Below are 11,556 nucleotides of genomic sequence, written 5' to 3'. Positions count from 1 at the left end.
CGTCACTACAGGACGAGGGCCAAGGAAAGCGGGCTCTCTAAAGGTTTGCTGCCCGCGCGTCAATGCAACGGCGGGCAGGGCAGCCATGCGCCGCTGTCAGGGCCACCTGACTTCGGGCGGCATGCTCGACAGGATCGAGGCGATGTTGCCGCCGGTCTTCAGCCCGAAGATCGTGCCGCGGTCGTAAAGCAGGTTGAACTCGACGTAACGGCCTCGGCGGACCAGCTGTTCGTCGCGGTCGCCGTCGGTCCAGTTGGTGTTGAAGTTCTGCCGCACCAGATGCTGGTAGGTGACGAGGAAGGCGCGGCCGACGTCCTGGACGAATCGGAAGTCGGCGTCCCAGCCGCCCTTTTCCTCCGGCGAATGCTGCCAGTCGAAGAAGATGCCGCCGGTGCCGCGCGGCTCGTTGCGGTGCGGCAGGAAGAAATACTCGTCGCACCAGTCCTTGTATCTCTGGTGGTCGGCGACGCCGGCATGCTTGGAGCAGGCAAACTGCATTGCCTTGTGGAAGGCGACCGTGTCGGCGTCTTCCTGGCTGCGCCTGCGGTCGAGCACCGGCGTCAGGTCCGCGCCGCCGCCAAACCACCAGCGCGAGGTTGCCACCATTCGCGTGTTCATGTGCACGGCCGGCACGTTCGGGTTTTGCGGATGGGCGATCAGCGAAATGCCGGAAGCCCAGAAACGCGGGTCTTCCTCGGCACCCGGCATCTGCTTGCGGAACTCGGGCGAGAACTCGCCATGCACCGTCGAGGTGTGGACGCCGACCTTCTCGAACACCCGGCCATGCATCATAGACATGATGCCGCCGCCGCCCTTGCCTTCGTCGCGCTGCCACGGCGTGCGCTCGAAACGGCCCGGCGCCCATGACGCCAGCGGCCCCTCGACCTGGTCTTCCAGCGCCTCGAAGGCGAGGCAGATGCGGTCGCGCAGTTCCTCGAACCAGGCGCGGGCGCGCATCTTCTTGTCTTCGATGTCGGCCGGCAGTCCGGCCGGAATTTCGGGACGCTGCAATTTAAGCTCCGCACAAATGACTCGTAATTGTCCGGCGCGATCCCTAATCTCCTTCTCGTAAGGGTCAAGGAGTTCTTTATGGGCACCCCGACCAGACCGCCGCTGGATGACCTCGCAAAAAGGCTTCAGCGCAGCCGGGCTGAACGTGAAAGCAGACCCCGCGACGGGTTCCTGCGCGAGACCTTCGTTTTGCCGCGCAACGACGCACGGCTCAAGGCGCAGGAGTGGTTTTCGCGCTGGCCCAAGCAGGCCTACTGGACCGAGATCGAAAGCTGGTTCGAGCGCCCAGGCGACGTCATCGAATTCACCATCCGCCGCCTGCCGACATCGGACTGATCTTCTCTAAACCGAGACTGAGTCGGGCTGCCGCGCAACCGCAGCTGGCGGCTGCAAGCCATTGCTACAAGATTCAAAAACAGCCTTCGGTGCCCTGGCTAACCAGCCGGCCGTTTTGCAAATCCCTTGACCAGGATCGGTCCCGTCGGCTTGCCGGTCGGCGAGCCGGGGCGGGGTTCGAGCGTGATCTCGTAGAGCTGGTCGGTCGCGGGCACAGGCAGCGCCTGGCCCTTCAGCGTGGTCACCTCGGCGCTGGACAGCGTGCCCAGCGAAACCGGGCCGACCGCAGTGTCGTAGAGCGTCCACACCTGCATGATCTTGTCCTGCGGCACCTCGAAATCGGCAAGCGGGATGATTTTGACGCTGTTGTCGGCAAAGGCCTCGAACACCGCCCCCGTGGTGTTGTCGGGCGTCTGCAGCACCACGAGCACAACCGGCTCCGGCGTCGCCTTCATGACGAAGCCGCCGGCATAGCCGAGGCCGAACGCGGCCGCGAGCGAGGCTGCCAGAGCCAGTTTGCGCCAGGGGGGCGCCTGCGTCGCGCTGTTCTGATTGGCAGCGCTTTGTTCCGGCGGCGAAGCTTCGTTCTGGTCCTGCCGCAGCGTTGAGATCTTGCCCAGGATTTCGCCCCACATGCCGGCAGGCACCTCGGCGGGCTTCGCGGTGTGGTCGAGGCTGGACATGCGCTCGGCGAGCCGTCGCACGGTCTCGGCAAATTCCGGGTCGCGCTCCATCTCGCGCTCCGCTTCGGCGCGCGCGTCGTCATCCAGCAGACCGAGCACATAGTCGCCGGCGTGGGCAAGGCGTTCGCTGTCGCTGCTCATGACAGGCACTCCTGCAAGGCGATGACGCCGCGGCGAATCCAGGCTTTGACGGTGCCCAGGGGCGCGTTCAGCTTCGCTGCGATCTCGCCATGTGTGTAGCCCAGCACATAGGCCAGCAGGATCGACCTGCGCCGCGCCTCGTCCAACTGGCTCAGGCAATGCTTGAGCGCGTCGGCCTCGTCGAGAGCCTCGAAGGCCGCGTCGGCGCCGCTGTCGCTTTCGCCGTGCCTGGCCATGTCGTCACCTGTCAGACGGAGGCGCTGGCCGTCACGCAGCATGTTGAGCGCGCGGTTGCGGACGATGGTGGTCAGCCAGGCGCGGGCGCTGCCGCGCGCCGGATCGAAGCGCGGCGCATGCTTCCAGGCGGCGATGAAGCCTTCCTGCACTGCTTCCTCGGCGAGATCCTTGCGGCGCAGGATGCGGCGGGCGATGGCGATCAGCATGCCGGCCTCGCTGGCGAAAAGGTCGCCGAGCGCCTCGCGGTCGCCGCTTGCGACCCGAAGCATCAGGCCGTTACAGAATTGGTCGCCTTGTTCGACAGCCGACATGCGGTCCCTTCTCGTCCATTTGCAATGATACACGCCGGATGCATCAGGGGATGCAAGCCCTTCTGAGAAATTTGCGGCGTCCTGCATCCAGAACCCGATCCCGCGGGTAAGGCCGGCGAGCGACGCGAAATCACCAGCGCTCACCGACCAACGAGAAGGAGATCGACATGAACCGCATCGCACTGCATATCGCCCTTGCCGGCACAATGCTCGCCGGCTTTTCCGCAGCGGCAGTGGCTGCTCCGGCGCTTGGCCTTTCCGGCGACAAGACCTTGATCTGGTTCGACACCGACAAGCCGGGCGAGGCCAGGAAGATCGAGGTGACCGGGGTCGACAAGCTCCATGGAATCGACCTGCGATCGTCCGATAACATGGTCTATGGCCTTGCCGGCGACGGCTCGCTGGTCACCATCAACCTCGACACCGGTGCGGCTACGGCGGTGTCGAAGCTGTCCAAGCTGCCGCCCGAGGGCGCCAAGGTCAGCGTCGACTTCAACCCGGCAGCCGACAAGCTGCGCGTCATTGCGTCCGACGGCACCAATCTGCGTGCCGATCCCGCGACCGGCGCGGTAACCGAAGACGGCAAGCTCGCCTTCGAGGCTGGCGATGCGAGCGCCGAGATGCCGACCGAGATCATTGCCACCGCCTATACCAATTCCTTCGGCAAGCCCGAAAAAACGGCGATGTACGACATCCACGCCGGCGGGCTGTTCTTGCAGCAGACCAAGCCGAATGACGGTACGCTGAAGACGATCGGCAAGCTCGGCATCGAGCCCGGCGACGCCGTCGGCTTCGACATCCAGACGTCGGAAGATGGCGCCAACACCGCGTGGCTGGCCACAGGCGGAATGCTCTACAAGGTCAGCATGGAGAGCGGTGCAGCTGAAAAGGCGGCCGAGGGCCTCGATGCTGGCCTGCGCGACCTTGCCATCCTGCGCTGACGCATCGAACAGTACCGACCCGGGACGGCAGCGCCCCGGGTCGGCCGTTTCACTCCACCAGCAGCCGCCTCGGTCCCGGACCCTGGCGCGCCAGCCGGTCCTCGCGGTTGCGCAACGGGCACTTGTCGATCGACATGCAGCCGCAGCCGATGCAGTCGGTCAGGCCGTCGCGCAGCTTCTTCAATTGTTCGATGCGGTGATCGAGGTCGTGGCGCCAACCCGTTGAAAGCAGACTCCAATCCTCGCGCGTCGGCGTGCGGCCGTCGGGCAGGGCGGCGAAGGCGGCGGCGATGTCGGCAAGCGAGATGCCGACGTCCTGGGCGATCCTGATCACCGCCACCCGCCTCAGCACGTCGCGGGCGTAGCGGCGCTGGTTGCCGGCCGTGCGGTGGCTGTGGATCAGCCCGCGCGTCTCGTAGAAATGCAGCGCCGAGACGGCAACGCCGCTGCGCTTGGCGACTTCGCCGACAGTCAGTTCGCTGGCCATGAAAATTCCCGCTTGACCTCAATATTAGTTGAGGTTGTACGAGGATATCCTTCACCGTGCAAGGAAGGATGACGACATGGCGAAAACAGCTGCAACCGACTGGAACACCAGCCCGCAGGGAGGCTGTTTCGCCACAGCGCTGCTGCGCATGGTCGCCGCCCTGTCAGCCGAGCTGGCGAATCGCCTCGCCGGCCACCATCGCCGCGCTGAGCGCGACATTGAGGCTGCGCCCGCCGCCGGGCATCGGGATGATCAGCCGCTCGAAGGCGAGATCGTGGACGTGATCCGGAACCCCGGCCGATTCGCGGCCGAGCATGACGATGTCGCCGGCTTCGAAGCGGAAATCCGTATAGGGCAGGGCGGCTTTGGTCGACAAAAGCACGAGGCGGCGGCCTTCACTCTTGCGCCAGTCCTCGAAGCGGTCGAAGTCGACATGCCGGGTCAGGGCCGCCATTTCGAGATAGTCCATTCCGGCGCGTTTGAGCGCCCGGTCGGAAATGTCGAAGCCGGCGGGCTCGATCAGGTCGACGGCGATGCCGAGGCAAGCCGCCATGCGCAGGATGGTGCCGGTGTTGCCGGCGATGTCTGGCTGGTAGAGCGCGATGCGCAGACGCTGATCCATGTCGATATCCTAATCTGTGGCGGCAAAGCAACAGCAAGTCGTGCCAAAGCAAAAAGTGAAGATGAGGCGGTAGCGTTGGGCCGCGAATGGGCGTATACGGCCATCATTGTCAACTCGAACCGATGGAGGGGTACATGATGCTGCTTGACATTCACCGCCCCACCTGTGGGCGACGTACCGCCTAGGGCGGACCGGTTCGACGACCTTACCTGACATCACCAGGCATTTTCGCATCTCGGTCCGCAGAAGCCCTTATCCGGTTTTCGAAGGACAATTCCGATGTTTGTCAACATCCCCAACGGGCACAATGCCCGTAACGACCACGACTCTGTATTTTTCGTTCACCGCAACGACATAGCCGACGCCAGGCACCATGCCATGATGCTGGCGCTCGGCGCGCATCAGCCCAAGGCGAACCCGCCGGTTCGGCAGCGTCTGCATCGCGGCATGCTGCCCGACGTCGACATGAGCAATGTCGTCGTCGACCCCAGCTACCGGCCGCTGTTCGGCCGCATCAAAGCCCTGATCGGCCGGCTTGCCGGCCGGTCGGGTGCGGCGAGGCCTGCTGCCAGAACGATGTCAGGAGGCAACCGCTGAGGATTCGCCGAATCCTCAGCGGTCCCCTACATTCCGAGGGCTCCGCCGCGGCTCCACGACGATGATCCGGCGAATAATGGCCGTGCCAGTGGCCCTCCAAGATACGCCCCACGCGGAATTCGCTGCGTGCCGCATACTGAACTGAGAGACTGAAATGTTCCGCTGGTTTGAAAGCAGACTGAATCCGTTCCCCGTGGAGGAACCGGTCGAGCCGCCGAAGACGCTCGTCGCGTTTTGCCTGCACTACACCAAGGGTGCGTGGACCTACATCGTCATCGCCGCCGTGCTGACGTCGCTGATCGCGCTCGCCGAAGTGTGGATGTTTGGTTTCCTCGGCAACATCGTCGACTGGCTGTCGAACCAGAACCGCGAGACCTTCCTGCAAAACGAAGGCTGGAAGCTCGCCGGCATGGCGTTCATCGTCATGGTCGTCCTGCCGGGCATGGTGGTGCTGCAGTCGCTGGTCAACCAGCAGACGCTGATGGGCAACTATCCCATGCGCATCCGCTGGCAGGTGCACCGCTATTTGCTCAAGCAATCGATGAGCTTCTACCAGGACGAGTTCGCCGGCCGCATCGCCACCAAGCTGATGCAGACCGCGCTCGCCGTGCGCGAATGCGTGGTCAAGCTGATCGACGTGCTCAACTATGTCATCGTCTATTTCCTCGGCGTGCTGATCATCGTCGGCTCTGCCGACCTGCGCCTCGCCGCACCCCTGATCGTCTGGCTCGTCATGTATGTGGCGCTGCTGCGCTATTTCGTGCCACGCCTGGGCAAGGTCGCCGAAGAGCAGGCCGACGCGCGCTCGACCATGACCGGCCGCGTCGTCGACAGCTACACCAACATCCAGACGGTCAAGCTATTCTCGCATTCGCGCCGCGAGGCGTCGTTTGCCAGGGAAGGCATGTCGCTGTTCATGGAGACCGTCTACCGGTCGATGCGGCTGGTGACCTCGCTCTACGGCGTCCTTTACTTGCTCAACTCGTCGCTGTTGCTGTCGGTCGGCATCCTGTCGATCTCGCTGTGGCTCAATGGTGCGGTCTCCATCGGCGCGGTCGCGGTCGTGCTCGGCCTTGTGCTCCGGCTCTGGGGCATGTCGCAATGGATCATGTGGGAGGTCTCGGGCCTGTTCGAGAGCATCGGCACCGTCCAGGATGGCATCACCTCGATTTCGATGCCGCGCCTGGTCGAAGACAAGCCCAACGCCAAGGAGATCGTCGTAGACAAGGGCGAGATCGCCTTCGACAACGTGCGCTTCCACTACGGCAAGAAGAAAGGCGTCATCGAGGACCTCACGCTCAAGGTTCGCCCAGGCGAAAAGGTCGGCATCGTCGGCCGCTCAGGCGCGGGCAAGTCGACACTGGTCAACCTTCTGCTGCGCTTCTACGACATCGAGGGCGGGCGCATCGTCATCGATGGGCAGGACATTTCGACTGTCCAGCAAGACAGCCTGCGCGCCCATATCGGCATGGTCACGCAGGACACCTCGCTGCTGCACCGTTCGGTCGCCGACAACATTCTCTACGGCCGTCCCGACGCCACCGAAGAGATGATGATAGAGGCCGCGCGACGGGCCGAAGCGCTCGACTTCGTTGGAGCCTTGTCCGATCCCAAGGGCCGCAAGGGCTTCGAGGCGCATGTTGGCGAGCGTGGCGTCAAGCTGTCAGGCGGCCAGCGCCAGCGCATCGCCATCGCGCGTGTCATGCTCAAGGACGCGCCGATCCTGATCCTCGACGAGGCGACGTCCGCGCTCGACTCGGAAGTCGAAGCCGCGATCCAGGAAAACCTCTACCGTCTGATGGAAGGCAAGACCGTCATCGCCATCGCCCACCGGCTCTCGACAATCGCGGCGATGGACCGGCTGGTGGTCATGGACAAGGGCCGCATCGTCGAACAGGGCAGCCACGACGAACTGGTCGCCAAGGGTGGCATCTATGCCTCGCTGTGGCAGCGCCAGTCCGGCGGCTTCCTGCTCGACGACGTCGCCGGCGAAGCGGCCAACGACGCCGAGGCCAAAGGCCAGGCGGCGGAGTAGGGGCGTCGGGGCGAGACGACGACGCCCTCCCTCCCCCTTGTGGGGAGGGATATAGGGTGGGGGTTGTCTTCGACCGATTCGTTGCATGTACGTCCAGAGGGTTCGTGGGCGCCCGAAGACCCCCACCCCTAACCCCTCCCCACAAGGGGGAGGGGGACTTCTGCGGCACTTCTGTTCACGAACGAGTGCAGCGGGAGAAGACTTGGCGCTAGGACGTTGCCTTCGAAATGCTTCGATCCGAAAATAGTGAGTCGTTGCCGCCGGATAGCCCAGAGTGCTGATGAACAGAATCTACAAATGGTTCGAAAGCTGGGTCTATCCCTTCCGCGAGCCCGAGAATCTCCGGCCCCCCGCCACCGTCTGGGGCTTCATCTGGCATTATGTCGGCCAGGCCAAATTCGCCTTCTTCGCCATGCTGGTCATCGGCGGCATCGCCCCGCTGGTCGAAGCGGGGCTTTTCTATTTCGTCGGCCGCCTCGTCGACATTCTCGACGGCCTGCCGACCGAGCGCAGCTGGCAGGCCCTGTGGGACGTCGCCGGCCCCGAAGTGCTGTTCATGGCGGTCGTCGTGCTCGTCGTGCGCACGCTGATCGTCGGGCTTTCAGCCCTCGTCGACGAACAGACGATCACACCCGGCTTCTACAACCTCGTGCGCTGGCAGGCGCATCGCCACGTCTCGCGCCAGTCCTATTCCTTCTTCCAGAACGACTTCGCCGGCCGCATCGCCACCAAGGTCTGGCAGGCGGGGCAGGCGACCGGCGACCTGATGGAGAGCTTCATCGAGGTGGTGTGGTTCATGCTGGTCTACACCATCACCACGCTCGCCGTGGTCGCCGGGCTCGACTGGCGGTTGGCAGCACTGGTGGTCGTATGGATCGTCGCCTTCGGCTTCCTCGCCAACCACTACCTGCCGTCGATCCGCAAGCATGCCGAGGCGACCGCCGAAGCGGGTTCGATGATCAACGGGCGCATCGTCGATTCCTATTCCAACGTGCAGACGCTGAAGCTGTTCGCCGCCGATGGCGACGACCGCTACATCCGCTCCGGATTCAACATCTATCTCGATGCGCTCAGGCCGTTCACGCGCCGCCTCACCGGCGTGCGCCTGGCGCTGACGGCACTGTCGGGCGTCATGATCACGGCCATTGCTTGGTATTCGATCCATCTGTGGATCGAGGGTGCGATATCAGTCGGCGCCGTCGCCTTCACGCTCAGCCTCGTTTTGCGGCTCAACATGCTGCTTGGCCGGCTGATGATGCAGCTCAATGGCATCCTGCGAAATCTCGGCGTGCTGGAAAATTCCAAGGCGCTGATCTCCCAGCCGCTCGGCCTGACCGACAGGCCAGGTGCCGCCGAACTGGTGGTCAAGGGCGGCGAAATCCATGCCGACAAGGTGGTCTTCCACTATGGCAAGGGCGGTGGCGTGCTCGACAGCATCGAGCTTGTGGTCAAGCCTGGCGAAAAGGTCGGCATCGTCGGCCCCTCTGGTGCCGGCAAGACCACGCTCGCCAACCTGATCCTGCGCCTATACGACCTCGAAGGCGGCCGCATCCTGATCGACGGCCAGGACATCTCGGCCGTCACCCAGAATTCGCTGCGCGGCTCGATCGGCGTGGTCAGCCAGGACACCGCGCTGTTTCACCGCTCGCTGCGCGACAACATCAAGCTCGGCAAGCCCGATGCCACGGACGACGAGGTCATTGCGGCGGCGCGCAAGGCCGAGGCGCACGACTTCATCCAGACGCTGGCGGACAATCGCGGGCGCCAGGGCTATGACGCATTCGTCGGCGAACGCGGCGTCAAGCTGTCGGGCGGCCAGCGCCAGCGCGTGGCGATCGCGCGCGTCTTCCTCAAGGACGCGCCGATCCTGATCCTCGACGAGGCGACCTCGGCGCTCGATTCCGACATCGAGGCGGCGATCCAGCAAAACCTGCAGGCGCTGATGCAGGACAAGACCGTGCTCGCCATCGCCCACCGCCTGTCGACGATCGCCGCGCTCGACCGGCTGATCGTGCTCGACAAGGGCGGCATCGCCGAACAAGGCACGCATGACGAGCTGCTGGCGCTCGACGGCCTCTATGCCCGGCTCTGGAAGCGCCAGTCCGGCGGCTTCCTGTTCCACGAGGACGGCGTTCTCGACGAATCGAGGCCGGCGTGATGTTCGCTCACGAAATCCGCCCCTCATCCGCCTGCCGGCACCTTCTCCCCGTGAAGGACGGGGAGAAGGGACAAGCGGCAACGCCGAAACCTCCCTCTCCCCGTCCTTCACGGGGAGAGGGTAAGGGTGAGGGGCAGCGCCCTCATCTCAATTTTGGGGTGCCCCAATGAGCCCCGAACCCTTCCAGCAAAAGTTCTGGCAGCGCTTCGAAGGCGCCATCGACCCGTTCCAGGACACCGACCGCGAAGTCCTGCCCGAGAGCGCCTGGGCCTTCATTCTCTACTTCGCCCGGCAGGCGAAGGGGCCGTTCGCGCTGCTTCTGATCAGCGGCTTCCTCGCCGGTGCCATCGATGCCGCGCTCTACTGGTCGGTCGGCTGGCTCATCGACCTGCTCGATGCCACCAGTCCGCAGCGGCTGTTCGCCGATCATTGGCCCGAACTCGCCGGCCTGCTGGTGCTGATCCTCGTCGTCCGCGCCGTCATCATCATCGGCTCGGCCATCGTCGAGCAGCAGGTCGTGGTGCCCGGCTTCTTCTCCATGGTGCGCTGGCAGGCGTTCCGGCGGGTCATCGAGCAGCCCTACGATTTCTACCAGAACGATTTCGCCGGCCGCATCGCCACCAAGATCGTGCAGGGCGGCGAGGCCGTCGGCGACTTCATCGTCAATGTGCTGCAGACGATGTGGGCCTTCCTCACCTTCGTGCTGTTGTCGCTGACCATCCTGGTCTCGCTCGACCCGCTGATGGGGGTCGTGGTGCTTGCCTGGTTCGCCGGTTATGCCGCGATCATCTATTACCTGTTGCCGGAGATGCGCCGGGCCGGCCGCGCCACCGCCGACCAGCGCTCTATCTTCAACGGCCGCCTCGTCGACGCCTTCACCAACATCATGGCGGTGAAGCTGTTCGACAGCGGCCGGCGCGAGCACGCCTATGTCCGCGACGGGCTCGAAAGCTATCTCGGCGCAGTGTTCAGGTTGACCCGGTCGATCACCACGGTGCGTTCGGCAGTGGCGCTGATCAACGGCGCGATGATGGCGGCGGTCGCTGGCATCTGCATCCTGAGCTGGTCGCGCGGCGAAATCTCCACCGGGGCGATCGCCGCCGCCCTTGGCCTCGTCTTCCGGCTCAACCAGATGTCGGGCTGGATGATGTTCAACATCAACGGCCTCGTCCGCAACTACGCCACCATCCAGGACGCCACCCGCACCATTTCGGTTCGCCCGGCGATCCGCGACGCCGAGAATGCCACTGTCCTGCCGCGCGCTAGCGGCGACATCCTGTTCGACAACGTCTCCTTCCACTACGGCAAGGGCAGCGGTGTCATCGAAAACCTCAATTTGCACATCCGCCCCGGCGAGCGCGTCGCGCTCGTCGGTCCCTCCGGTGCCGGCAAGACAACCATCGTCAACCTCGCGTTGCGCCTGTTCGACGTCGAGCAGGGCCGCATCATGATCGACGGCCGCGACGTGCGCGACATCACCCAGGCGTCGCTGCGTGCCCAGTTCGGCGTCGTCAGCCAGGATGCGATGCTGATGCACCGCTCTATCTCCGACAATATCGGCTACGGCCGGGCGGGGGCGTCGCAGGCCGAGATCGTCGACGTCGCCGATCCGCGCGGCCGGCGGGGCTACGACGCCCATGTCGGCGAGCGCGGCGTCAAGCTGTCGGGCGGCCAGCGCCAGCGCGTGGCGATCGCCCGCATGATGCTCAAGGACGCGCCGATCCTGATCCTCGACGAGGCGACCTCGGCGCTCGACTCGGAAGTCGAGGCGGCGATCCAGGACAATCTCGACAGGTTGATGGAGGGCAAGACCGTCATCGCCATCGCCCACCGCCTGTCGACGATCGCAGCCCTGGACCGGCTGATCGTGCTCGACGAGGGCCGCATCGTCGAGGAAGGCAGCCACGACGCGCTGATCGCCAAGGGCGGGCTCTACGCACAATTGTGGAAGCGCCAGTCCGGTGGTTTCCTGGCCGATCGGCTCGCGGCGGAGTAGG

General features: G+C 64.7%; 11 protein-coding genes. 6 read left to right on the top strand and 5 right to left on the bottom strand.

What is annotated here, in order from left to right:
• Positions 1-96 precede the first annotated feature (96 nt).
• Complete coding sequence (gene hemF / locus J1C56_RS13350; RefSeq protein WP_214389881.1) at positions 97-1,011, bottom strand: oxygen-dependent coproporphyrinogen oxidase; 915 nt, start codon at positions 1,009-1,011, stop codon at positions 97-99.
• A gap of 78 nt (positions 1,012-1,089) precedes the next feature.
• On the opposite strand from hemF, the gene J1C56_RS13345 reads away from it, so the two are divergent.
• Positions 1,090-1,347: a hypothetical protein gene (locus J1C56_RS13345; protein ID WP_214389879.1), complete on the top strand. Its 258-nt coding sequence runs from the start codon at positions 1,090-1,092 to the stop codon at positions 1,345-1,347.
• A gap of 98 nt (positions 1,348-1,445) precedes the next feature.
• Here J1C56_RS13345 and J1C56_RS13340 read toward each other — a convergent pair whose 3' ends face one another.
• Positions 1,446-2,171: an anti-sigma factor gene (locus J1C56_RS13340; protein WP_214389869.1), complete on the bottom strand. Its 726-nt coding sequence runs from the start codon at positions 2,169-2,171 to the stop codon at positions 1,446-1,448.
• Positions 2,168-2,719, bottom strand: coding sequence for a sigma-70 family RNA polymerase sigma factor (locus tag J1C56_RS13335; protein WP_214389859.1), 552 nt, complete (start codon positions 2,717-2,719; stop codon positions 2,168-2,170). The genes J1C56_RS13340 and J1C56_RS13335 overlap by 4 nt, the downstream gene beginning before the upstream one ends.
• A 167-nt stretch (positions 2,720-2,886) precedes the next feature.
• On the opposite strand from J1C56_RS13335, the gene J1C56_RS13330 reads away from it, so the two are divergent.
• Positions 2,887-3,660 carry a DUF4394 domain-containing protein gene (locus tag J1C56_RS13330; protein WP_246591336.1) on the top strand — a complete coding sequence of 258 codons (774 nt, stop codon included), beginning with the start codon at positions 2,887-2,889 and terminating at the stop codon, positions 3,658-3,660.
• A 49-nt stretch (positions 3,661-3,709) separates the two neighbouring features.
• On the opposite strand, the gene soxR is transcribed toward J1C56_RS13330, so the two are convergent.
• Both soxR and J1C56_RS13320 read right to left on the bottom strand, forming a co-directional pair.
• Positions 3,710-4,147: a redox-sensitive transcriptional activator SoxR gene (soxR, locus tag J1C56_RS13325; protein ID WP_214389857.1), complete on the bottom strand. Its 438-nt coding sequence runs from the start codon at positions 4,145-4,147 to the stop codon at positions 3,710-3,712.
• Between the two features lie 163 nt (positions 4,148-4,310).
• Positions 4,311-4,769, bottom strand: coding sequence for a tRNA (cytidine(34)-2'-O)-methyltransferase (locus J1C56_RS13320; RefSeq protein ID WP_214389855.1), 459 nt, complete (start codon positions 4,767-4,769; stop codon positions 4,311-4,313).
• Positions 4,770-5,048: 279 nt separating this feature from the next.
• Here J1C56_RS13320 and J1C56_RS13315 point away from each other — a divergent pair, with 279 nt between their 5' ends.
• The 4 genes from J1C56_RS13315 to J1C56_RS13300 all read left to right on the top strand — a co-directional run bounded on the left by J1C56_RS13315 (position 5,049) and on the right by J1C56_RS13300 (position 11,555).
• Entirely contained in the window at positions 5,049-5,366 is a 318-nt protein-coding gene (locus J1C56_RS13315; RefSeq protein WP_214389853.1) for a hypothetical protein, read from the top strand.
• A 154-nt stretch (positions 5,367-5,520) separates the two neighbouring features.
• Positions 5,521-7,401, top strand: a complete 1,881-nt coding sequence (locus J1C56_RS13310; RefSeq protein ID WP_214389852.1) for an ABC transporter ATP-binding protein — start codon at positions 5,521-5,523, stop codon at positions 7,399-7,401.
• A 280-nt stretch (positions 7,402-7,681) separates the two neighbouring features.
• Complete coding sequence (locus J1C56_RS13305) at positions 7,682-9,559, top strand: ABC transporter ATP-binding protein (RefSeq protein ID WP_214389850.1); 1,878 nt, start codon at positions 7,682-7,684, stop codon at positions 9,557-9,559.
• A gap of 166 nt (positions 9,560-9,725) precedes the next feature.
• Positions 9,726-11,555: an ABC transporter ATP-binding protein gene (locus J1C56_RS13300; RefSeq protein ID WP_214389847.1), complete on the top strand. Its 1,830-nt coding sequence runs from the start codon at positions 9,726-9,728 to the stop codon at positions 11,553-11,555.
• Position 11,556: the final 1 nt, after the last annotated feature.

Source organism: Aminobacter anthyllidis (assembly GCF_018555685.1).
Taxonomy (GTDB): Bacteria; Pseudomonadota; Alphaproteobacteria; order Rhizobiales; family Rhizobiaceae; genus Aminobacter; species Aminobacter anthyllidis.
The sequence above is the reverse complement of the archived record's forward strand: the minus strand, read 5'-3'. Positions and strand labels throughout refer to the sequence as shown.

What these genes read in the sequence shown, in the direction of transcription:
- J1C56_RS13310 (WP_214389852.1), top strand. Translation starts at nt 5,521, where the DNA reads ATGTTCCGCTGGTTTGAAAGCAGACTGAATCCGTTCCCCGTGGAGGAA.
- J1C56_RS13330 (WP_246591336.1), top strand. Translation starts at nt 2,887, where the DNA reads ATGAACCGCATCGCACTGCATATCGCCCTTGCCGGCACAATGCTCGCC.
- soxR (WP_214389857.1), bottom strand. Translation starts at nt 4,147, where the DNA reads ATGGCCAGCGAACTGACTGTCGGCGAAGTCGCCAAGCGCAGCGGCGTT.
- J1C56_RS13345 (WP_214389879.1), top strand. Translation starts at nt 1,090, where the DNA reads ATGGGCACCCCGACCAGACCGCCGCTGGATGACCTCGCAAAAAGGCTT.
- J1C56_RS13320 (WP_214389855.1), bottom strand. Translation starts at nt 4,769, where the DNA reads ATGGATCAGCGTCTGCGCATCGCGCTCTACCAGCCAGACATCGCCGGC.
- J1C56_RS13340 (WP_214389869.1), bottom strand. Translation starts at nt 2,171, where the DNA reads ATGAGCAGCGACAGCGAACGCCTTGCCCACGCCGGCGACTATGTGCTC.
- J1C56_RS13305 (WP_214389850.1), top strand. Translation starts at nt 7,682, where the DNA reads ATGAACAGAATCTACAAATGGTTCGAAAGCTGGGTCTATCCCTTCCGC.
- J1C56_RS13300 (WP_214389847.1), top strand. Translation starts at nt 9,726, where the DNA reads ATGAGCCCCGAACCCTTCCAGCAAAAGTTCTGGCAGCGCTTCGAAGGC.
- J1C56_RS13335 (WP_214389859.1), bottom strand. Translation starts at nt 2,719, where the DNA reads ATGTCGGCTGTCGAACAAGGCGACCAATTCTGTAACGGCCTGATGCTT.
- J1C56_RS13315 (WP_214389853.1), top strand. Translation starts at nt 5,049, where the DNA reads ATGTTTGTCAACATCCCCAACGGGCACAATGCCCGTAACGACCACGAC.